The sequence below is a fragment of the Streptococcus sp. BS35b genome (assembly GCF_000286475.1).
GTDB lineage: Bacteria > Bacillota > Bacilli > Lactobacillales > Streptococcaceae > Streptococcus > Streptococcus oralis_W.
Genome location: NZ_ALKH01000002.1, coordinates 46,367 through 68,709 on the forward strand (window position 1 = coordinate 46,367; position 22,343 = coordinate 68,709).

General features: G+C 41.0%; 21 protein-coding genes. All 21 read left to right on the forward strand.

The annotated features are described in order from the left end of the window. Positions 1 to 6 precede the first annotated feature (6 nt). The 21 genes from HMPREF1149_RS04460 to HMPREF1149_RS04560 all read left to right on the forward strand — a co-directional run bounded on the left by HMPREF1149_RS04460 (position 7) and on the right by HMPREF1149_RS04560 (position 22,341). A complete protein-coding gene (locus HMPREF1149_RS04460; RefSeq protein ID WP_000867711.1) occupies positions 7 to 1,305 on the forward strand; it encodes a DEAD/DEAH box helicase in 1,299 nt (432 codons plus the stop codon). Continuing rightward, positions 1,302 to 1,964: a ComF family protein gene (locus tag HMPREF1149_RS04465; RefSeq protein WP_000995724.1), complete on the forward strand. Its 663-nt coding sequence runs from the start codon at positions 1,302 to 1,304 to the stop codon at positions 1,962 to 1,964. Before HMPREF1149_RS04460 ends, HMPREF1149_RS04465 begins: the two co-directional genes overlap by 4 nt. A 79-nt stretch (positions 1,965 to 2,043) precedes the next feature. After that, positions 2,044 to 2,592 (forward strand): ribosome hibernation-promoting factor, HPF/YfiA family, encoded by a 549-nt coding sequence (gene hpf / locus HMPREF1149_RS04470; RefSeq protein ID WP_000599118.1) that lies wholly within the window; start codon positions 2,044 to 2,046, stop codon positions 2,590 to 2,592. A gap of 247 nt (positions 2,593 to 2,839) precedes the next feature. After that, entirely contained in the window at positions 2,840 to 4,048 is a 1,209-nt protein-coding gene (gene fadE, locus HMPREF1149_RS04475) for an acyl-CoA dehydrogenase FadE (RefSeq protein WP_000201483.1), read from the forward strand. Between the two features lie 80 nt (positions 4,049 to 4,128). Continuing rightward, positions 4,129 to 4,977 carry a 3-hydroxybutyryl-CoA dehydrogenase gene (locus tag HMPREF1149_RS04480; protein WP_025170432.1) on the forward strand — a complete coding sequence of 283 codons (849 nt, stop codon included), beginning with the start codon at positions 4,129 to 4,131 and terminating at the stop codon, positions 4,975 to 4,977. Positions 4,978 to 4,995: 18 nt separating this feature from the next. After that, the gene (locus tag HMPREF1149_RS04485; RefSeq protein WP_000656062.1) at positions 4,996 to 6,174 is read left to right on the forward strand and encodes an acetyl-CoA C-acetyltransferase; all 1,179 of its coding nucleotides are present in this window, start codon (positions 4,996 to 4,998) and stop codon (positions 6,172 to 6,174) included. A 320-nt stretch (positions 6,175 to 6,494) separates the two neighbouring features. Continuing rightward, the gene (locus HMPREF1149_RS04490; protein WP_000048045.1) at positions 6,495 to 7,274 is read left to right on the forward strand and encodes an enoyl-CoA hydratase-related protein; all 780 of its coding nucleotides are present in this window, start codon (positions 6,495 to 6,497) and stop codon (positions 7,272 to 7,274) included. Between the two features lie 15 nt (positions 7,275 to 7,289). Next, entirely contained in the window at positions 7,290 to 8,012 is a 723-nt protein-coding gene (locus HMPREF1149_RS04495) for a CoA transferase subunit A (RefSeq protein ID WP_000869891.1), read from the forward strand. 1 nt (position 8,013) lies between these two features. Then, positions 8,014 to 8,667: a 3-oxoacid CoA-transferase subunit B gene (locus tag HMPREF1149_RS04500; protein ID WP_000644732.1), complete on the forward strand. Its 654-nt coding sequence runs from the start codon at positions 8,014 to 8,016 to the stop codon at positions 8,665 to 8,667. Positions 8,668 to 8,861: 194 nt separating this feature from the next. Beyond that, entirely contained in the window at positions 8,862 to 9,770 is a 909-nt protein-coding gene (locus tag HMPREF1149_RS04505) for a LysR family transcriptional regulator (protein WP_009067092.1), read from the forward strand. 15 nt (positions 9,771 to 9,785) lie between these two features. Beyond that, entirely contained in the window at positions 9,786 to 10,898 is a 1,113-nt protein-coding gene (locus HMPREF1149_RS04510; RefSeq protein WP_000221882.1) for an acyl-CoA dehydrogenase family protein, read from the forward strand. 3 nt (positions 10,899 to 10,901) lie between these two features. After that, entirely contained in the window at positions 10,902 to 11,819 is a 918-nt protein-coding gene (locus tag HMPREF1149_RS04515; protein ID WP_000829418.1) for an MBL fold metallo-hydrolase, read from the forward strand. Between the two features lie 64 nt (positions 11,820 to 11,883). Next, on the forward strand, positions 11,884 to 12,864 hold the full coding sequence (locus tag HMPREF1149_RS04520; protein ID WP_269207922.1) for a nitronate monooxygenase: 981 nt from the start codon (positions 11,884 to 11,886) through the stop codon (positions 12,862 to 12,864). Positions 12,865 to 13,039: 175 nt separating this feature from the next. Continuing rightward, positions 13,040 to 15,013, forward strand: coding sequence for a DHH family phosphoesterase (locus HMPREF1149_RS04525; RefSeq protein ID WP_000739976.1), 1,974 nt, complete (start codon positions 13,040 to 13,042; stop codon positions 15,011 to 15,013). Then, positions 15,010 to 15,462 carry a 50S ribosomal protein L9 gene (rplI, locus tag HMPREF1149_RS04530; RefSeq protein ID WP_000864210.1) on the forward strand — a complete coding sequence of 151 codons (453 nt, stop codon included), beginning with the start codon at positions 15,010 to 15,012 and terminating at the stop codon, positions 15,460 to 15,462. The genes HMPREF1149_RS04525 and rplI overlap by 4 nt, the downstream gene beginning before the upstream one ends. A gap of 43 nt (positions 15,463 to 15,505) precedes the next feature. Continuing rightward, complete coding sequence (dnaB, locus tag HMPREF1149_RS04535) at positions 15,506 to 16,858, forward strand: replicative DNA helicase (RefSeq protein ID WP_000852476.1); 1,353 nt, start codon at positions 15,506 to 15,508, stop codon at positions 16,856 to 16,858. A 1-nt stretch (position 16,859) separates the two neighbouring features. Further along, on the forward strand, positions 16,860 to 17,126 hold the full coding sequence (locus tag HMPREF1149_RS04540; RefSeq protein ID WP_001278165.1) for a Veg family protein: 267 nt from the start codon (positions 16,860 to 16,862) through the stop codon (positions 17,124 to 17,126). A gap of 99 nt (positions 17,127 to 17,225) precedes the next feature. Then, the gene (locus tag HMPREF1149_RS11640; RefSeq protein WP_000143409.1) at positions 17,226 to 18,335 is read left to right on the forward strand and encodes a CHAP domain-containing protein; all 1,110 of its coding nucleotides are present in this window, start codon (positions 17,226 to 17,228) and stop codon (positions 18,333 to 18,335) included. An 84-nt stretch (positions 18,336 to 18,419) separates the two neighbouring features. Next, on the forward strand, positions 18,420 to 21,053 hold the full coding sequence (gene polA / locus HMPREF1149_RS04550) for a DNA polymerase I (protein WP_025170433.1): 2,634 nt from the start codon (positions 18,420 to 18,422) through the stop codon (positions 21,051 to 21,053). Positions 21,054 to 21,329: 276 nt separating this feature from the next. After that, on the forward strand, positions 21,330 to 21,620 hold the full coding sequence (locus tag HMPREF1149_RS04555; protein WP_000647675.1) for a thiamine-binding protein: 291 nt from the start codon (positions 21,330 to 21,332) through the stop codon (positions 21,618 to 21,620). Continuing rightward, complete coding sequence (locus HMPREF1149_RS04560; protein ID WP_195327902.1) at positions 21,583 to 22,341, forward strand: ABC transporter permease; 759 nt, start codon at positions 21,583 to 21,585, stop codon at positions 22,339 to 22,341. The genes HMPREF1149_RS04555 and HMPREF1149_RS04560 overlap by 38 nt, the downstream gene beginning before the upstream one ends. Positions 22,342 to 22,343 lie beyond the last annotated feature (2 nt).

The window sequence follows — 22,343 nt, forward strand, 5'->3', positions numbered from 1 at the left end:
TAAAGTATGAAAGTAAATCCAAACTATCTCGGTCGCTTGTTTACTGAGAAAGAATTAACTGAAGAAGAACGACAGGTAGCAGTGAAATTGCCAGCAATGAGAAAAGAGAAGGGGAAACTGTTTTGTCAACGTTGTAATAGTTCGATTCTAGAAGAATGGTATTTGCCTATTGGTGCCTACTATTGTAGGGAGTGTTTGCTGATGAAGCGAGTCAGGAGTGATCAAGCCTTATACTATTTTTCGCAGGAAGATTTTCCAAAGCAAGATGTTCTCAAATGGCGTGGTCAGTTAACCCCTTTTCAGGAAAAGGTATCAGAGGGGTTGATTCGAGCAGTCGAAAAGAAAGAACCGACTTTAGTTCATGCTGTGACAGGTGCTGGAAAGACAGAGATGATCTATCAAGTTGTAGCTAAAGTGATTGATGATGGTGGTGCAGTTTGTTTGGCCAGTCCTCGAATTGATGTGTGTTTGGAACTGTATAAGCGACTGCAGAATGACTTTGCTTGTGAGACAGCACTACTCCATGGCGAATCAGAGCCCTATTTTCGAACTCCCCTAGTAGTTGCAACGACTCATCAGTTATTAAAATTTTATCATGCTTTTGATTTGCTGATAGTGGATGAGGTAGATGCCTTTCCTTATGTTGATAACTCCATGCTTTACTATGCTGTAAAGAATAGTGTAAAGGAGGATGGAGTGAGGATATTCCTTACAGCAACTTCTACAGATGAGTTAGATAGGAAGGTTCGCACAGGAGAATTAAAACGATTAAGCTTGCCGAGACGCTTCCATGGAAATCCTTTGATTATTCCTAAGCCAGTCTGGCTATCAGATTTTAATCGCTGTTTAGAGAAAAGTCAGTTGTCAGCTAAGTTAAAGACCTATATTGAGAAACAGAGAAGAACAGGTTATCCCTTACTGATTTTTGCATCAGAGATTAAAAAAAGCGAGAAACTAAAAGAAATATTGCAGGAACAATACCCAAATGAAACTATCGGCTTTGTGTCCTCTGTCACAGAAAATCGATTAGAGCAGGTGCAAGCTTTTCGAGATGGAGAGTTGACGATACTCATCAGTACAACAATTTTGGAGCGTGGAGTTACCTTCCCTTGTGTGGATGTTTTTGTTGTAGAAGCTAATCATCGTCTCTTTACCAAGTCTAGCTTGATTCAGATTGGTGGTCGAGTTGGGCGTAGTATGGACAGACCAACTGGTGAGTTGCTCTTCTTTCATGATGGATTAAATGCTTCCATCAAGAAGGCAATCAAGGAAATCAAACAAATGAACAAGGAGGCGGGATTATGAACTGTTTACTATGTGGCCAGACTACAAAGAGTGAGCTGACTTTTAGCAGTCTCTTCCTTTTGAAGGATGACTGCAGTTATCTTTGTTCAGATTGTGCTTCTAGTTTTGAGAAGATTGGTGAGAATTATTGCCCAAACTGTATGAAAACAGGCATGTCAACTAAGTGTCAAGATTGTAAACTTTGGGGTAAAGAAGGAATTCAGGTTGATCATAAGGCAATCTTTACCTATAATCAAGCTATGAAAGACTTTTTCAGTCGATATAAGTTTGATGGCGATTTTTTGCTTAGAAAAGTTTTTGCTTCCGTTCTTGCTGAGGAGCTGAAAAAGTATAGAGGTTATCAATTTGTGTTGATTCCCCTAAGTCCTGAAAGATTACTTGAGAGGGGATTTAACCAAGTTGAGGGTTTGGTTGAGGCGGCAGGCTTTTCTTTTAAAGATATATTAGGAAAAAGAGAAGAGAGTGCTAGTTCTTCTAAAAGCCGTTTGGAAAGGTTGGCTACTGAAATTCCATTTTTTATTAAAGATGGGATCTCACTTCCTAAGAAGATCTTGCTGATTGATGACATCTATACAACAGGTGCAACTGTGAATCGTGTAAAACGACTTTTGGAAGAAGCGGGTGCTTTGGAAGTTAAAACTTTTTCCCTTGTAAGATGAGGAAAAAATTTGCAAAATGAAAATGAAAGCGTTATAATATAGTTAGAAAAACAAAAATGTTTAGAAAGAAGGTACTTATATGATTAAATATAGTATCCGTGGTGAAAACCTAGAAGTAACAGAAGCAATTCGTGATTATGTAGTTTCTAAACTCGAAAAGATCGAAAAGTATTTCCAACCAGAGCAAGAGTTGGATGCACGTGTGAATTTGAAAGTTTACCGTGAGAAAACAGCAAAGGTTGAAGTAACAATTCCACTTGGATCTATTACTCTTCGTGCAGAAGATGTTTCTCAAGATATGTATGGTTCTATCGATCTTGTAACAGATAAAATTGAACGTCAGATTCGTAAAAATAAGACTAAAATCGAACGTAAGAATAAAAATAAAGTTGCGACAAGTCAACTCTTTACAGATGCTCTAGTTGAGGATGCAAATGTTGTGCAACCAAAAGTTGTTCGTTCAAAACAAATTGATTTGAAGCCAATGGATTTAGAAGAAGCTCTTCTCCAAATGGATTTATTGGGACATGATTTCTTTATCTATGTAGATGTAGAAGATCAAACAACTAATGTTTTGTATCGCCGTGAAGATGGTGAAGTTGGTTTGCTCGAAGTAAAAGAATCATAAAATTGAAATAACTAATAAGAGTGGTTTACTGATTTGTAAACCACTTTTTCTTGTGCCTATAAGTAAGTAGAAAAATGAGGAAATCCTTGATAAAACAGTCAGAATCGACCCCTATAATCTGAACTTATAGGGGTGTTTATATTTATTAAGTAGACAAAATAATACCCTAAGGGATAGAATGGGGTTGTCAACAAATAGCGAATACAAAAATGTAAGCGCTCTTATAACAAATGAAGGAGTCATAACTATGGCAACAAAAGAAGAAATTTTACGCGAACTATATCCTGAGGACCTTTTTCACTATGCGGATGGTCTAACTTTGGGAGAAGCAAAGGTTTTACAAGAAACTCGCCGTTTGATTGAGAAACATCTCCGTCCGGTTATTAATGAATACTGGGAAAAACCTGATTTTCCTTTTGAAGAATTCTATGCTGTGGCTAAGGGCGCTCAAATTATGAACAATCCGAAATTGTTTGAGGGACGTGAGGGTAGCTGGAAACCATCTGAACTTTATATTGCTTTCTTGTATCTTGAACTTGCTCGCTTCGATGCTTCTATGGCAACATTCTACACCGTTCATGGCGGACTTTGCTACAACACAATTCTCTTGGGTGGTGATGAGCGTCAACAAAAAGAATTTCTTCCAAAACTAGCTGCATTTGATTGGCAAGGTTGCTTCGCTTTAACTGAACCTCTTTCAGGTTCTGATATTGCTGGAGGACTTGCAACTACTGCAGAACGTGTTGGAGACAAGTGGATTCTAAATGGTGAAAAACGCTGGATTGGTGGTTCAGACACTGCAGACGTTGTTCCTGTATTTGCTCGTGATGTTGCGGATGGCAAGGTGAAATGCTTTATCGTTCGTAAGGGAGCACCGGGATATCATGCAGAACCAATCCCACATAAAATCGCTCTTCGTTGTGTCCGCAATGGCCATATCACCATGAAGAATGTGGAGGTTCCAGATTCAGACCGCTTGGTAAATATCAATGGTTTTGGTGATGTAGCCCGTATCTTGACCTTCACTCGTGCGGACGTTGCTCACATTGCTATGGGAGTAACTTGTGGATCATATGTTTCAGCACTTAAATATGCTAAAGATCGCGAACAGTTCAAACGTCCAATTGCCAAATTCCAAATTGTTCAAGAAAAATTGGCTCGCATGCAAGCAAATGCTGTAGCAGTTATTGCTTATTCAACTCGTATTGCTGAGATGCAAGAGAAAGGGAATGAATTGATGCTTAACTCTGCTCTTGCTAAGATGCACAATTCCTTGGTGATGCGTGAAACAGTTGCCCTTGCTCGTGAAACTTGCGGAGGTAATGGTATTACACTTGAGACAGACGTTGCTCGTTTCTTTGCAGATGCTGAATCAATCTATACCTATGAAGGCTCACACGAAGTGAATGCCTTGATTGTTGGTCGTGAGATTACTGGACTAGGTGCCTTTGTTTAATGTCAGGAGGACGATTGAAGGATTTTTGTTCAATCGTCCTTGCTTCATGCACTGGATTTTTGTAGAATAAGAAGGAGAAAATAATGATATCTAAGGTGATGATTATTGGTTCTGGTCAAATGGGAAGCGGAATTGCTCAAGTATTTGCTCAGGCTGGTTTTACAGTTTACTTAAACGATATTAAAGAAGAATTTGTTCAAAGAGGCTTGAATAATATCACAAAACAATTGGAACGTTCAGTTGAAAAAGGACGAATGTCTGCGGATGAGAAGGATCAGGTATTAGCCAATTTGCTTTCATCTGTTTCATATGAAGATGCGAAACAAGTCCAATTGGTAATTGAAGCTGCAACTGAGAATCGTGAGATTAAGTTGAATATTTTCAAACAATTGGATGAATTGACAGATCCTAAAACTATCTTAGCATCAAACACATCCTCTTTGTCAATCACGGATATAGCTGCTGCTACTAAACATCAAGAGCGCGTGATTGGAATGCACTTCTTTAATCCTGCCCCAATCATGAAACTTGTAGAGGTTATTAAGGCCTTGCAGACTTCAGAAGAAGTGGTTCAGGCGGTTCGTGAATTGACAGTGAAAATTAGTAAAACACCAGTTGATGTTAAAGATTCTTATGGTTTTGTTGTGAACAGAATTTTGATTCCTATGATCAATGAAGCCATTTACATTCTAGGTGAAGGAGTTGCTAGTGCCGAAGAAATCGATGAAGCGATGAAACTTGGTGCAAATCATCCTATTGGACCTTTGGCTCTTGCTGACTTGATTGGGTTGGATGTTTGTTTGGCTATTATGGGCGTCCTAAACCAAGGGTTTGGTGATCAAAAATACCGTCCTGCCCCTCTCCTTAAGAAAATGGTCGAAGCAGGAAAATTGGGACGGAAGACAAAAGAAGGCTTCTTTACTTACTAGACACTGATGGAGGTAGTCATGAAAGACGTAGTTATTGTTTCGGCAGTGCGAACACCTTTAGGTTCCTTTGGCGGGAGCTTGAAGAATGTTTCTGCTGTTGATTTGGGATCTTTGGTAATTAAGAGTGCTTTGGAAAAAGCGAATATTAAACCAGAGCAGGTAGATGAAGTGATTATGGGGAATGTCCTAGGCGCAGGTTTAGGCCAAAACGTGGCTCGCCAAATGAGTATTCATGCTGGGCTTCCTGAATTTACACCAGCCTTTACCATTAACAAGGTTTGTGGTTCCGGTTTGAAGGCAGTGCAGTTAGCTGCTCAAGCGATTCAGTGCGGAGATGCAGATATTGTCGTGGCTGGTGGTGCAGAAAACATGAGCCAGGCTCCATATGTTTTGCCAAGCTTCCGTTGGGGTGGCCGTATGGGAGATTCGAAAGTGGTAGATACCATGATTAAGGACGGTTTGTCTGATGCCTTTAACGAATACCATATGGGGATTACAGCTGAGAATGTGGCAGAAGAATATGGTATTAGCCGGGATGATCAAGATGCGCTTGCTTTGGAATCTCAAAAACGAGCAGTGGCGGCTATAGAATCTGGACGTTTTAAGGAAGAGATTGTTCCGGTGGTCATTCCTCAACGTAAAGGCGATCCTATCGTCTTTGATACAGATGAATTTCCTAGAAAAGATGCTAGCTTGGAGAGTCTGTCTAAGCTACGACCTGTTTTCAAAAAAGACGGTTCTGTTACAGCGGGTAATGCATCAGGTATCAATGACGGAGCAGCGGCTGTCTTGGTCATGAGCGCTGAAAAAGCTGAAGAATTGGGACTCCCAGTGATTGTTCGCATTCGTTCGTATGCAAGTGCAGGTTTGGATCCTAAAATTATGGGATGTGGACCGATTTATGCGACTCGCAAAGCTCTAGAAAAAGGCAATTTGACAGTTGATGATCTTGACTTGATCGAGTCAAATGAAGCCTTTGCTGCTCAGGCTTGTGCGGTTGGGAAAACACTTGGCTTTAACACAGATATTGTCAATGTCAATGGTGGCGCGATTGCTCTTGGTCATCCAATTGGAGCTTCAGGCTGCCGTATCTTAGTGACTCTGGTACATGAGATGATGAAACGTGATGCCAAAACTGGTTTAGCAACTCTCTGTATCGGAGGAGGGATGGGAACAGCCCTCATCGTTGAACGTTAGTTATTAGAAAACTGAACGTCAGTTCCTCTTTTTCAATATTACGATTACAAAATGAGATATTGATCCGATCTCATAGTTACATACCTTATCAAGTGTCTTTCTCCGAAAGTGCTTGATAAGGTATTTTTGCTTTTCCTAAGACTTTGAGGGTAGATTGAATGGCTCTATTCTATAAGCTGGACTTATAGGTCTATAAATAAAGATTAAGTAGACGGATAGGGAAAAAAGGATTATGATGAAAATGTAAGCTCTTACATTTTGTGTTGGTATTTGTTGACGCTGTACTCTGTACTCAAAATAAATCAAGTAGGAGCAAAACAATGAGTAAAACTGTTTTATTAGAGGTTAAGAATGGTCTTGGCTATCTAACAATTAACCGTCCATCGGCTTTGAACGCTTTAAGTTCAGAAGTCTTAAAGGATTTGAATCTCGTTTTAGACCAAATTGAAGCTAGCGAGGACATTCGTGTTGTCATCGTGACTGGTCAAGGGGAAAAAGCATTTGTCGCTGGAGCAGACATTAAAGAGATGGACCAAATGTCTCCAATTCAGGCTCATGAATACATGACCTATGCGAACGACACCTTTACCCGCTTATCTGAATTGACTCAGCCAACTATTTCAGTATTGAATGGTTATGCTTTGGGTGGCGGTTTAGAATTAGCTCTTTCAACTGATATCCGAATCGGCTATGACAAGACAATGGTTGGCTTCCCTGAAGTCGGCTTGGGAATCATTCCTGGTTTTGCAGGTACTCAAAGAATGTCTCGTTTGATTGGTACTAGTAAAACAAAGGAATTAATCTTCACTGCTAGAATGGTTAAAGGACAGGAAGCATATGATCTTGGAATTCTTAACAAGTTGGTATCAGCAGAAGAACTATTGCCTGCGGCAGAAGAGCTAGCAGCAGCGATTATGAAAAATGCACCGCTAGCAGTTGAAAAAGCTAAACATATTATCCAAGTTGGCTCAGAACTCCCTCTGAAAAATGCTATTCGTTTGGAAACAGAAGCGGAAGCTCTACTCTTCTCAACAGAAGATAAGGTAGAAGGAATGCGCGCTTTTGTTGAAAAACGCAAAGCTGTCTTTCAACGTAAATAAGAGAGGAGATAGGTTATGAAAGTTGTAACATTGTCTGAAGCTATTTCCTTGATTCATTCAGGAGATAAAGTTGGTATTTCTGGATTTCTTGGAGTGGGAGAACCATTTGAGTTAATTGAGGAACTAGTTCGTCAAAACCAGCAAGATTTGACCTTGGTGTCTGTTGTAACCTCTCAACCAGGTAAGGAAGTTGGAGTTGGTCGTCTTTGTGAAAATCATCAGGTTACAAAGTATATTGCGGCCCATGTAGGAACATCTGCTGCTGCTCAGCATGATTATTTCTCAGGAACCATGAAAGTGGAGTTCACTCCGATGGGAACTGTCGTAGAACGCTTACATGCTGCAGGTGCAGGTCTTGGAGCAGTTTTAACGCCAACAGGTGTAGGAACAATTCTTGAAGATGAGCACGAAAAAGTAACTCGAAATGGAAAAGAATATTTGATTTATGATCCATTGAAAATCGATGTTGCCTTGATTAAAGCTACTAAGGCGGATAAGTATGGCAACCTTTATATAGATGGGACTACTAAAAACATCTCTCTTCAACTCGCTCTAGCGGCTGACACAGTCATTGTTGAGACAAACGAGTTGGTTGAAGTCGGGGAAATTGATCCAAATGATATTTACATCCCTGGTATCCTAGTTGACTATGTCGTTCAAGGATTGACACCACAAGAGCATCATCAGATGATGGGAGACTTGTGGACAGAGACAAAAAAACTGGCGGGGGTGAAGTAAAATGAAAGCAAAAGAAATTATCGCAAGACGTGTAGCGCTTGAATTTAAAGATGGAGATGTGGTCAATCTTGGATTTGGGATTCCAAACGCTTCTGCTGATTATATTCCGGAAGGAGTAAATGTTATTTTGCAGGCAGAAAATGGCGCCCTTCGATTTGGAGAAACACCAACTAAGGACACCTATAATGCCAATTTAGCGAACTCTGGTGGAGCTCCTATCACATTGTTGCCCGGAGCAGCCTTGTTTGATCTACAAACTTCCTTTGCCATTATTCGTGGTGGACACGTGGATGCAACCGTTCTGGGAGCGCTAGAAGTCAGCCAAGATGGTAGCATTGCGAACTGGATTATCCCAGGGAAATTTGCTCCTGGTATGGGTGGCGCAATGGACTTATTGGTAGGTGCTAAGCGTGTAATCGGGGCTATTCAACACACAACTGCTGATGGGGAATCCAAGTTGTTGAAAGAATGTACCTTGCCACTTTCAGCTAAGGGAGTGTTAGATCTCGTTATTACTGATTTAGCTGTTTTTGGATTCAAAGATGGTAAATTCTTATTGAAAGAGTTGGCTCCTGGTGTGACATTAGAAGAAGTTCTTGAAAAAACAGCTGGGGAAGTCATTGTCGCAGAAGACCTAAAAACAATGCCGATTTAAGCAAAAAAAGAGCTATTTTCTACTTAGTGTGTTATGATATAAACTAGATAGTATTGTAAGCGCTTTATATACAACGTTAAAATGAAGTATTCGAAATGTTATTTCGATAAAAAGTCAGTAGACAACTATCAAACACTAGAATAGTTGTCTAATTGACTTACTAAAATAGTGAAGGAAAGCTAGGTGATGGGTAAGTGGATATTATCCAAATGAACTATTTCATCAATATCATAGAATGCGGATACAACCTTTCCATTGCTGCAAAGAAGATTCACATTAGTCAATCAGCCTTGAGTCAATTCGTGACAAATTTTGAAGCAGCTGAAGGGGTTCAATTATTCAATCGCAAGAATGGAAGATTAGAAAGTTTAACAGAGACGGGACGCAAAATTTATCGTTATGCGACCGAGATTGTGAATCGACATGAAGAAATGCTTTCCATGATCCATATAGAAGCTCAAAAGCAAAAGGGCACCATTAATCTTGGTATTCCGTCCTTGATTTTACGAGTTTATTTTGCTAGTGCTTTGCCTCATTTTCTGAAAAATAATCCTCATATCCATATCCAGGTTACGGAAGGTGGAGGAAAGGAAATTCGTCAAAAAATGGTTGATGGAGATTTGAATCTCTCTATTCTGATAGAGCCTACGAGCCTGGATGCTAAAAAATATGAACAACATATCATTCAGTTGGATGAATACGTTGCTTATATGGATAAGGATCATCCGCTGGCTCAGAAAAGCTTGTTGGAATGGTCTGATATTGCTGGTTATGAATTGGCAACCTTCAACAAAACATTTACGACTTATGATTTAGTGGCAGAAAAACTTCGTTCACAACGAATTGAGGCTAAATTTGCTTATCTTTCCTCTACTTGGGACTTCCTAGTTGAATCAACTCATCAGACAGATTTGATTGCTCTTTTACCAAGGCCGGTTGAATATTTTGTGGACAAGAGTCGTTTTAAGGCAGTTAGATTCAAGGATCCTATTCCATTTAATATTTGGTTTTGTAGACCCTATAAAAACTCCTACAATGAAGTAGAGTCTTATATATATGAAGAATTGTTGAAAGATTATTACCAACCGTTTTCTGACAACTAAGCTGAGGTGAATGCGATGACCTATAATGACGTGCTGGCGCGAGAATTGAAGGCAGACGTGAAAGTGTTGATTCGGGACTATTTCAAGTCTCGTGAGGATGAACAACAGTTCCCTAGAGAATTGCTTTATCAGTTTATTGAGCGATTTGATATCTTTTCCTTGCTTTTAGATAGTCAAGATTCTGTTTTGAGAACCGAGTTTTTGACCTTTATTCGCTTGATTTCAAAAGATTTCCCTGCTTTTTCTGCTGTTCTGCTAACTCAGGCATGTTATGGTATCTATCCTATTTTACGATATGGAAGTCAGGAACAAAAATCGCGTTATGTAGAACCATTAGTAAGGGGAGAAATCTTAGCTGGCTTGGGATTTTCCGAAGGAAAATTGATGGAAAGCTTGGAGGTTATTGCAACAACCGCAAGGAAAACAGAGGCAGGTTGGTCTTTAACTGGGAAGAAGTCAATTGTATCAAATTGCCGCTATACAGATATTTTGTTAATCTTAGCCAAGGTTCAGGAAACTAACGGAGAAGATGGATATGGATTTTTCATTGTTGATACGACTCGACCGGGGGTTGCTTTTGGAGATGATATAGCAAAACCTGGTTTACAGGGTTTACCTGTGAATTCGGTAACTTTTGACCAGGTCATATTGCCAGAAGATAGTCTGCTAGGATTGACCTTAAATGGGGAAACTCAGTTAAATGATATTATCAAAAAATTACAGCTAGGATTAAGCGCAATCTCTATTGGTATCTCTGAGGGAGCTTTTGAAAAAGGTCTGGCTTTTGTAAAGGTCAAAAGAGGATTTGGGAAACGATTAATCGATGCGACAGTCTATCAACATCAATTTGCAGACTTGTATACTAAGCTGTGTGCGGCTGAATCTTACTTTGCCTCCTACAAGGACAGGATGAAGGCGGATTCTCTCTTTGTATCTCAGATAAAACTTTATACGACAAAAGTAGCAATTGAGATTTCTGAGGAAATTATTAGATTAATTGGACCTCTTCAAACCTTGGATGACATCCCCATAGACCGTTATCTAAAGGATGCCAAAACGATTGAAATCTATGGAAAATCTGGGGATTCGATTCGTAAAAGAATAGCAGCCCAATGGATAAAGGAGTAAAGCATGGCAGAACTCACCTTACAGGAATATCAATTTCATGATATGAAACTGACATGGCTACGTGGAGCCGATAAGTTGACGGATGCAGGGACTCTTTTTGGTCCGGTTCCGAAAGTTGTGTGGTCTCGTTACTACCCAACAAATGATGCTAATATGATGGCAGAATTGACGGATCCTATTTTGATCCAGTACAAGGGTAAAAATTACTTGATAGATGCAAGTTTTGATACAGCAAAATTATCCGATAAACAAAGGCGTAACTTAGGAATCTTGTCTGAAAGTCGGGTAGAAGAAAGTTTAGCTCTTTTAGGACTATCGCCTGAAGACATTGACATCGTGCTGATGACACATATGCACCACGATCATTCTGGTGGCTTGACGTATGTGAATGATCAAGGGAAGCTGGTTTCCAAGTATCCAAACGCCAAGATTATTGTGAATGATGTCGAGTGGTATGAGATGAGAAACCCTAATGATCGAACGCGGGGAACTTATCTGAGAGAAAATTGGGAACCGATTCAAGATCAGGTGACGACTTTCTCAGAGTATATCAATGTCATTCCAGAAATCCAAATGATTCACACAAGTGGTCACAGCAATGGCCACAGTATTATCTTGCTCAAACAGGGGAAAGATACGATGATCCATATGGGGGACTTGATGTTATCACATGTTCATCGAAATCCTCTCTGGGTTCCAGCAGTTGATGATTATCCTATGAAATCAATTTTAGCCAAAAAGAAGTGGTTGCGTCAGGCTTTTGAGAATCATTATAAGTTTTTCTTTTACCATGATCAATTTTTCGCGGTGGTAGAGTTTGACAAGGATGGGAAGGAATTTGTAGATTATGTTCTACGTTCTCGCCCCCCACTTATTCCTTTTACAGATCAGCAGGATCGTAAGCCAGATTTTTTAGGATAGCAGAATATGAGGAGACAAATATAACATTTTCTTGTTGACGGGGATATTGGTGCATCATGCATCCATTTGCCAACAAGAATCAACAGAAAATAAAAGGAGGACTCATATGTCAATTACAAAACTTTTACAGATTCAATATCCAATTTTCCAAGGGGCTATGGCTCAAATCTCGCACTATCAACTAGCAGCAGCTGTTTCTGAGGCTGGAGGTCTGGGAATTATCGCTTCGGGTGGTATGACCGGAGAGCAGTTGCGAGAAGAAATTCGTGAACTGAGAAAGTTGACAGATAAGCCTTTTGGTGTCAACATCATGTTGATGATGAAAAATATCAAGGATATTGTGACCGTTATCATCGAAGAAAAGGTTCCAGTGGTAACTACAGGTGCAGGAACTCCTAAGCATATCATGCCTTACTTGAAAGAAGCAGGAATCAAGGTTATTCCAGTTATTGCCAGTGTCAAGCATGCTCAAAAAATGCAAGAATTGGGAGTTGATGCTGTAATCGCTGAAGGTTCAGAAGCTGGTGGCCATATTGGAGAGACCAATACAATGGCTCTTATCCCACAAATCGTTGATGCGATAACGATTCCAGTCATTGCTGCAGGAGGTGTGGCAGATGGTCGTGGACTTGCTGCTGCGATTGCCCTAGGTGCACAAGGAGTTCAAATGGGAACAGTTTTTCTTGCTTCAGAAGAATGTCCAATTTCTCCAGCCTATAAAGAAGCTATTTTGGCGGCAAGTGATACAGCGACTGCGGTTACAGGCCGAATTGCGGGAGCGCCAGTTCGTTGTATTCGCAATGAGATGACGGATCACTACATTGAATTAGAGCAGAAAGGTACAAACCGAGAGGAACTGGAAGAAATTACGATCGGTTCCCTATCTAAGGCTGTCTATGAAGGTGATACAGTTCATGGTTCAATGATGAGCGGACAAATTGCGGGTTTGGTGAAAGACATCAAACCATGTAAGACTATTTTAGAATCAATTGTGAAACAGGCGCAAGAGTGCCTACAAGACATTCGATTAGAATTAGGTGAATAATGTAATCTAGGCGGAAGATTCTGCACTGATGTGGAAAAAGGAGAGCGAGGCATTTGCTATCCTTTTTTATATATGGTTTCTTTAAGAGCATCTTGCTATAATAAAAGCAGTGCTTTCTCTTTAAAGGTCGCTTTTTAAGGGCTTTTGTGATATAATAATGCGCAAGAGGTTTAGAATGAAAAAAAATAATTTAATCCCGTTTTCTGCAGTCTTGCTAGGACTTGCAACTTTCGGAATCTTAACTTTGCTGATTATTTTTTCACATAATCTTGCTGTAACAATCACTGTTTTATTTTTATTTGTACTGCTTTATCTGCTTTTATTTGTATGGCAAAAAAAACAGTATGAAAAGAGCGAAATTGAACAAATCCAATATGTAAATCACCAAGCCGAAAATAGCTTGAGTACTTTGCTTGATCAAATGCCGGTGGGAGTCCTGAAATTAGACTTATCAAGTGGAGAAGTAGAATGGTTTAATCCTTATGCTGAGTTAATTTTGACAAATGAAGAAGGGGAAATTGATGTTGAGTTAATTCAAGCCATCATCAAGGCTTCTGTTGGGAATCCTGGTTCGTATGCTACCTTGGGTGAAACACGATATGCTGTCCATATGGATAAGGCTTCAGGCGTTTTGTATTTTTTTGATGTTTCTGGGGAGTACGAAGCAACTGTCGAATTGGTAACTAGCCGTCCAGTCATTGGGGTCATCTCAGTGGATAATTACGATGATTTGGAGGATGCGACGTCTGACTCTGATATCAGCCATATCAATAGCTTTGTAGCTAATTTTGTTTCAGAATTTGCTAGTAAGTATGCTATGTTTTCTCGCCGTGTGGGGATGGATCGTTTTTATTTATTCACAGATTATACAGTACTCGAGGAATTGATGAATGATAAATTCTCTGTTATTGATACTTTCCGAGAAGAATCAAAACAGAGGCAACTAGCCCTAACTTTAAGTATGGGATTTTCTTATGGTGATGGAAATCATGAAGAGATAGGGAAAATTGCCTTGCTCAACTTGAACTTAGCAGAAGTTCGCGGTGGTGACCAGGTGGTGGTCAAGGAAAATGATGAGACCAAGAATCCAGTCTACTTCGGTGGAGGAACTGCTGCGTCTATCAAACGTACTCGTACACGTACGAGAGCCATGATGACAGCCATTTCTGATAAGATTCGAAGTGTTGACCAGGTTTTTGTAGTCGGTCATAAAAATCTAGATATGGATGCCTTGGGCTCTGCTGTCGGTATGCAGTTGTTTGCAAGTAATATTATTGAAAACAGTTATGCTGTCTATGATGCAGATAAAATGTCAGCAGATATCGAGCGTGCTATCCAGTTCTTAAAGAAGGAAGATACTACGAAACTCTTATCTCTTACAGATGCGATGAAGCTAGTTACAAGCCGTTCGTTATTGATTTTAGTGGATCACTCAAAGACGGCTTTGACCTTATCGAAAGATTTTTATGATTTGTTTACTCAAACCATTGTTATTGACCATCATAGACGTGACCAGGATTTCCCTGAGAATGCAGTCATCACCTATATTGAAAGTGGGGCAAGTAGTGCCAGTGAGCTGGTCACAGAATTGATTCAGTTCCAAAATTCTAAGAAAAATCGTTTGAGTCGTATGCAGGCTAGCGTACTGATGGCTGGAATGATGCTGGATACCAAGAATTTCACATCTCGCGTGACGAGTCGAACCTTTGATGTGGCTAGCTACCTGAGAACACGTGGAAGTGACAGTATTGCTATCCAGGAGATTGCTGCGACAGATTTTGAAGAGTATCGTGAGGTAAATGAACTCATTTTACAAGGTCGTAAGTTAGGTTCAGATATCTTGATTGCCCAAGCTAAGGACTCAACGACTTATGACACCGTTGTTATCAGTAAGGCTGCCGATGCTATGCTGGCCATGTCCGGTATTGAGGCTAGTTTCGTTCTGGCAAAAAATACACAAGGATTTATCTCCATCTCGGCTCGAAGCCGTAGTAAAATCAATGTGCAACGCATTATGGAAGAGCTAGGTGGCGGAGGCCATTTTAATCTAGCGGCTGCGCAAATCGAGAATATGAGTCTGTCAGAAGCAGGAGAAAAATTGACTCAACTAATCTTGGATGAACTAAAGGAAAAGGAGAAAGAAGAATGAAAGTAATCTTTTTAGCAGATGTTAAAGGAAAAGGAAAAAAGGGCGAAATCAAGGAAGTGCCAACTGGCTATGCTCAAAACTTCCTGATTAAAAAGAATTTGGCCAAGGAAGCGACTGCTCAAGCAGTGGGTGAGTTGCGTGGAAAACAAAAATCAGAAGAAAAGGCTCATGCTGAAATGATTGCCGAAGCAAAAGCCATCAAGGCTAAGCTTGAAGCAGAAGAAACGGTTGTAGAGTTTGTTGAAAAGGTTGGACCGGATGGCCGTACATTTGGCTCCATCACTAACAAGAAAATTGCAGAAGAATTGCAAAAGCAGTTTGGTATTAAGATTGACAAACGCAATATTCAAGTGCAAGCACCAATTCGAGCAGTAGGTTTGATTGATGTACCAGTGAAGATCTATCAAGATGTTACAAGTATCATCAATCTTCGTGTAAAAGAAGGTTAAGTTTACAACTTGTTGACAAGATTGTAAAAGGAAGGAAAGTCGGATGGCAGAAGTAGAGGAACTGCGAGTTCAACCTCAGGATATTTTGGCAGAACAATCTGTTCTGGGGGCTATTTTTATAGATGAGAGTAAGCTCGTTTTTGTCCGAGAATACATTGATTCTCGTGACTTCTTTAAGTATGCTCATCGATTGATTTTCCAAGCGATGGTAGATTTGTCGGATCGTGGGGAAGCGATTGATGCGACGACAGTTCGGACGATTTTGGATAGTCAAGGGGATCTCCAAAATATTGGCGGCTTGTCTTATCTTGTTGAAATCGTCAACTCTGTACCAACTTCAGCTAATGCGGAATATTATGCTAAAATTGTAGCCGAAAAGGCTATGCTACGTCGCTTGATTTCCAAGTTGACAGAGTCTGTCAACCAAGCTTATGAGGCTTCTAAGCCTGCAGATGAAATCATCGCTCAGGCTGAAAAGGGACTCATTGATGTTAGCGAAAACGCCAATCGTAGTGGGTTCAAGAACATCCGAGATATTCTAAATATCAACTTTGGGAACCTAGAAGTTCGGTCACAACAAACAACGGATATCACTGGTATTGCAACGGGTTACCGTGATTTGGACCATATGACGACAGGTCTCCATGAGGAGGAATTAATTATTCTAGCGGCGCGACCAGCAGTTGGTAAGACGGCCTTTGCTTTGAACATTGCTCAGAACATTGGGACTAAGTTGGACAAGACGGTTGCTATCTTTTCGCTGGAAATGGGTGCGGAAAGTCTAGTAGACCGTATGTTGGCGGCCGAAGGATTAGTGGAGTCCCATTCTATCCGTACGGGTCAATTGACTGATGAGGAGTGGCAAAAGTATACCATTGCCCAAGGGAACCTAGCCAACGCGAGTATTTATATCGATGATACACCAGGGATTCGGATTACGGAAATTCGTTCGCGCTCACGTAAACTGGCTCAAGAAACAGGCAATCTAGGCTTGATTTTGATTGACTACCTACAGCTTATAACAGGGACTGGTCGCGAGAACCGCCAACAAGAAGTTTCTGAAATTTCTCGTCAGTTGAAAATTCTAGCTAAAGAGCTAAAGGTTCCAGTCATTGCTCTTAGTCAGTTATCTCGTGGAGTGGAACAGCGTCAGGATAAGAGACCAGTCTTGTCTGATATTCGTGAATCGGGTTCTATCGAGCAGGATGCAGATATCGTAGCCTTTCTATACCGTGACGACTACTATGATCGTGCGGGTGAAGAAGAGGAAGGAATTCCAAATAACAAGGTGGAGGTTATCATCGAGAAAAACCGTAGTGGAGCTCGCGGAACAGTGGAATTGATTTTCCAAAAAGAATACAATAAATTTTCAAGTATCTCAAAGAGGGAGGCATAAGATGTCAGATGCATTTACAGATGTAGCCAAGATGAAAAAAATCAAAGAAGAGATCAAGGCACATGAGGGACAAGTCGTTGAAATGACTTTGGAAAATGGCCGTAAGCGCCAAAAAAATAGATTGGGTAAGCTAATTGAGGTTTATCCATCTCTATTTATCGTTGAATTTGGGGATGTTGAAGGAGACAAACAAGCCAATGTTTACGTTGAATCCTTCACCTACTCAGATATCTTGACAGAAAAGAACTTGATTCGCTATCTAGACTAAGAATCCTAAAATGAAGTGAGCTTTGCTCACTTTTTTCTTTTTCTCCCGAATAGTATAAACGAGGGTAACCTCGGAAATTTACATTATTAAGGAGAATGAATGACGTTTTTAAAATCAGGAGTTAAGAAGAGTAGATATACTCAGTTGGGTTTAGGGCTGGCTACTTTGTTCGTTACAAGTACCTTTTTATTTGGTGGAGAATCGGTTCAGGCTGACAGTGTAGCGCGTGGTGATGATTACCCGCTTCACTATAAAAATGGTAGTGTGGAAATCGATCAGTGGCGGATGTATTCTCGCCAGTGTACGTCTTTTGCGGCCTTTCGTTTGAGTAGTGTGAATGGCTTTGAGATCCCGCCTGCTTATGGAAATGCAAATGAATGGGGACATCGTGCAAGGCGAGAAGGCTACCGTGTGGATAGCAAACCAGCAGTTGGGGCTATTGCTTGGTCAACAGAAGGATATTATGGGCACGTGGCCTGGGTATCAAATGTATCAGGGGATACGATTGAGATCGAAGAGTATAATTATGGGGTTCGAGAAAAGTATAACCGTCGAAAAGTCAAGGCTAGTTCGATGACAGGTTTTATTCATTTCAGGGATTTATCCGCTAACTATAGTGTGAGTGAGGGTTCTCGTAACTCAGAGCTTCCGTCCAGCGGGACAATAGTATTCACGGGGAAATCACCTATTATGGACCAACCGTCAAGTACAGGAAAGGTTATTGATTACTATTATGCTGGTGAGAGTGTGAGTTATGATCAAGTTCTTGAAAAGGATGGTTATAAGTGGCTCGGTTATCTATCCTACAGTGGTGCTAGAAGGTATGTGCAGTATGAAAAGTTAAGCAATACAGAGAATGGGTGGAAAAAAGAAGGAGGGAGTTGGTATTACCGAGAGAATGGTAAGCTAGCGACAGGGTGGAAAAAAGTTAATGGCAATTGGTACCATTTAAAAGAAAATGGGGCCATGTCAACAGGTTGGGTGAAGGATAGTTCGCATTGGTACTATCTAAAGGCATCAGGGGAGATGCAGACAGGATGGCTCAAGGAAAATGGAACATGGTATTATTTGGAGAGTTCAGGGGCTATGAAGTCTAGCCAGTGGTTCCAGGTAGGAGGAAAGTCTTATTACGTCAATGCTTCAGGGGCTTTAGCAGTGAATACTACTGTAGATGGCTATCGAGTGGATAGTAATGGAGCTAGAATCTAGAAAGAATATAAAAAAGAGGGCTTCACTACCATTTGCCTATTCTTTCCGATGGTATTTTTCCTTGCTTTCCTTTATAATGGGTGTATGGACAAGAAAAAATTATTATTAATTGATGGATCTTCAGTTGCTTTTCGAGCTTTTTTTGCGCTCTATCAGCAGCTGGATCGATTTAAAAATGCTAATGGTCTTCATACCAATGCAATCTATGGCTTTCAACTTATGTTGAATCATGTATTGGAGCGAGTTGAACCCAGCCATGTTTTGGTAGCTTTTGATGCAGGTAAGACGACTTTCCGAACAGAGATGTATGCAGACTACAAGGGTGGCCGTGCTAAAACTCCGGATGAGTTTCGTGAGCAATTTCCCTTCATTCGTGAGTTGTTAGACCATCTTGGGATTCGCCATTATGAGTTGGCCCAGTATGAAGCTGATGATATCATCGGGACCCTAGGTCGTTTGGCTGAGAAGGATTCTTTTGATGTGACAATCGTTAGCGGAGATAAGGATTTGATCCAGTTGACGGATGAGCATACGGTGGTCGAGATTTCCAAGAAAGGTGTGGCTGAGTTTGAGGCCTTTACGCCAGACTATCTCATGGAAAAGATGGGCCTCACACCAGCTCAGTTCATTGATCTTAAGGCTCTTATGGGGGATAAGTCTGATAATATCCCTGGTGTCACGAAAATCGGTGAAAAGACGGGTATCAAGCTCTTGCTAGAACACGGTTCGTTAGAGGGTATTTATGAAAATATCGATGGGATGAAGGCTTCTAAGATGAAGGAAAATCTCATCAATGACAAGGAACAAGCCTTTTTGTCGAAAACACTGGCAACTATCGATACCAAGGCACCGATTGAGATTGGCCTTGATGATTTGGTCTATAATGGCCCAGATGTGGAAAATCTCGGGAAATTCTACGATGAGATGGGCTTCAAACAGCTCAAACAAGCTCTAAATGTTTCGTCAACGGATGCGCCTGAGAGCTTGGATTTCACTATCGTTGATCACGTCAGTCAAGACATGCTGAGTGGCGACTCTATCTTCCACTTTGAGCTTTTTGGTGAGAATTACCATACAGATGACTTGGTTGGTTTTGCTTGGTCTTGTGGGGATAAACTTTACGCTACAGACAAACTTGAGCTCTTGCAGGAGCCGATTCTCAAGGATTTTCTAGAAAAAACACCTCTGAAAGTGTATGACTTTAAGAAAGCGAAGGTTCTTTTAAATCGCTTGGGTTTGAATCTGCAGGCTCCTGCTTTTGACAGTCGTTTGGCAAAATACTTACTCTCAACAGTCGAGAATAATGAAATTTCAACTATTGCGAATCTCTATGGCCAGACTTATTTGGCTGATGATGAGACCTTCTATGGTAAGGGGGTCAAGAAAGCCATCCCTGAGAGAGAAAAATTCTTGGAGCATTTGGCTCGCAAAGTTGCAGTATTGGTTGAGACTGAACCTGTTTTACTTGAAAAACTCAGTGAACATGGGCAGTTAGACCTTCTCCATGACATGGAGCAACCTCTGGCTTTTGTCCTTGCTAAGATGGAAATTGCTGGGATCAAGGTCAAAAAAGAAACTCTGCTTGAGATGCAGGCTGAAAATGAGCTTGTTATTGAAAAACTGACTCAAGAGATTTACGAGTTGGCTGGTGAAGAGTTTAATATCAATTCTCCTAAGCAGTTGGGTGTGCTTCTCTTTGAAAAGCTCGGTCTTCCTCTAGAGTACACTAAGAAAACCAAGACAGGTTACTCGACGGCCGTGGATGTGCTAGAGCGTCTAGCTCCTATTGCGCCAATTGTTAAGAAAATTCTAGACTACCGTCAGATTGCTAAGATTCAATCGACTTACGTGGTTGGCTTGCAGGATTGGATTTTAGATGATGGCAAGATTCACACGCGCTATGTGCAGGATTTGACTCAGACTGGGCGTTTGTCTAGTGTGGATCCAAACTTGCAAAATATTCCTGTTCGTTTGGAACATGGCCGCCTCATTCGTAAGGCTTTTGTCCCTGAGTGGGAGGATAGTGTCTTGCTCAGCTCGGACTATTCACAGATTGAGTTGCGCGTTTTGGCCCATATCTCTAAGGATGAGCACTTAATCAAGGCCTTCCAAGAGGGAGCAGATATCCATACTTCCACAGCTATGCGTGTCTTTGGAATTGAACGTCCTGAGGATGTGACTCCAAACGACCGTCGCAATGCCAAGGCGGTTAACTTCGGAGTGGTTTATGGGATTTCAGACTTTGGTTTGTCTAATAATCTGGGCATTAGCCGTAAGGAAGCAAAAGCCTACATTGACACTTACTTTGAACGCTTCCCAGGTATTAAAAACTACATGGATGAGGTGGTGCGTGAGGCGCGTGATAAGGGCTATGTAGAGACCCTCTTCAAGCGTCGTCGTGAGTTGCCAGATATTAATTCACGCAACTTCAACATTCGTGGTTTTGCAGAGCGGACTGCCATCAACTCTCCTATCCAGGGTTCAGCAGCAGATATTCTCAAGATTGCTATGATCCAGCTAGACAAGGCTTTGGTAGAAGGCGGCTATCAGACCAAGATGCTCTTGCAAGTGCATGATGAAATCGTCCTTGAGGTTCCGAAATCGGAACTAGCAGCCGTTAAAGCTCTAGTGAAACAAACCATGGAAGAAGCCATCCAGCTCAGTGTTCCCCTTATTGCAGATGAAAATGAAGGGGCAACCTGGTACGAGGCTAAATAAGAAAACTATGATAGAGTTTGAAGCATATGTCTTCAAACTCTTTTTCAAGATTTTCTGTAAGCAGTTTCCTTGACTTTTCCTTGTATTTGCGTTACTATATGTCCATATAAGATATGGGAGTCTGTGTACAGTCTGAGAGGAAGTGTTAAACTTCGACCGCACCTGATCTGGGTAATGCCAGCGTAGGGAACGATACTTAGCCGAATTCTGCACCTTTTCCATATATGGAAAAGGTTTTCTTTTTGTTAAAGGGAAACCTGAGAAAAGGAGGTTTTTATGAAAGCAAGCATTGCCTTGCAAGTCTTGCCCCTATCACAGGGGATCGATCGAATTGCTATTATCGATCAGGTTATTGCTTATCTGCAAGCTCAGTCCGTGACCATGGTAGTGACACCATTTGAAACGGTCCTGGAAGGGGAGTTTGATGAGCTCATGCGCATTCTCAAAGAAGCGCTTGAAGTGGCTGGGCAGGAGGCAGATAATGTCTTTGCCAATGTCAAAATAAATGTAGGAGAGATTTTAAGTATTGATGAGAAACTTGAAAAGTATACTGAGACGACACATTAGTCTATTGGGTTTTCTAGGAGTCTTGTCAATCTGGCAGTTAGCAGGAATATTCAAACTTCTCCCCAAGTTTATCCTGCCAACTCCTTTTGAAATTCTCCAGGCCTTTGTTCGTGACAGAGAATTTCTCTGGCACCATAGCTGGGCGACCTTGAGAGTGGCTTTGCTCGGACTAGTCTTAGGAGTCTTGATTGCCAGTCTCATGGCGGTACTCATGGATAGTCTAGCTTGGCTCAATGATCTTATCTACCCTATGATGGTGGTTGTCCAGACCATTCCGACCATTGCCATAGCCCCAATTTTAGTCTTGTGGCTAGGCTATGGAATTTTACCCAAGATTGTCTTGATAATCCTGACAACAACCTTCCCTATTATCGTCAGTATTTTGGATGGATTTAGGCATTGTGACAAGGATATGCTGACCTTATTTAGTCTGATGCGAGCCAATCCTTGGCAAATCCTGTGGCATTTTAAAATCCCTGTCAGCCTACCCTACTTTTATGCAGGTCTGAGGGTCAGTGTCTCCTACGCTTTTATCACAACCGTGGTGTCCGAGTGGCTAGGAGGTTTTGAAGGTCTTGGTGTTTATATGATTCAGTCCAAGAAACTGTTTCAGTATGATACCATGTTTGCCATTATTATTCTGGTGTCGATTATCAGCCTTATCGGTATGAAGTTGGTCGATATTAGTGAAAAATACGTGATTAAATGGAAACGTACTTAAAT